The sequence below is a fragment of the Brevibacillus halotolerans genome (assembly GCF_026891775.1).
GTDB classification, from domain to species: domain Bacteria; phylum Bacillota; class Bacilli; order Brevibacillales; family Brevibacillaceae; genus Brevibacillus_B; species Brevibacillus_B halotolerans.
The window spans coordinates 1-255 of record NZ_JAPTNK010000089.1 but is presented as its reverse complement, the minus strand read 5'-3'; the positions used below and the strand labels follow the sequence as shown (position 1 = coordinate 255).

General features: G+C 35.3%; 1 pseudogene. It reads right to left on the bottom strand.

What is annotated here, in order from left to right:
• Positions 1-255 (bottom strand): annotated as a pseudogene (locus O0550_RS24295) (hypothetical protein); the annotation flags it as partial.

The window sequence follows — 255 nt, the reverse complement described above, 5'->3', positions numbered from 1 at the left end:
CGATTTCTCTTGAGTATTTCCGTATTAAATCTGCTTTAGATTTACTCCACAAGCCTATAGTCTTCTCAAGTACCCATCCACCAGCTCTTACGATTTTACCGAAACCTTTAATGGCTTTAAGAGTAGCGCTTACAACTTTTTGCTCTTTGACGATACCTTTAGAAGTTCCTATAGGTATAATTTTTTTGTTCTTCAAGTCTAAATAAACATTTGCTTCAATTAGGACGAGTCTAAAGTTTACTGGGTCATAAACTG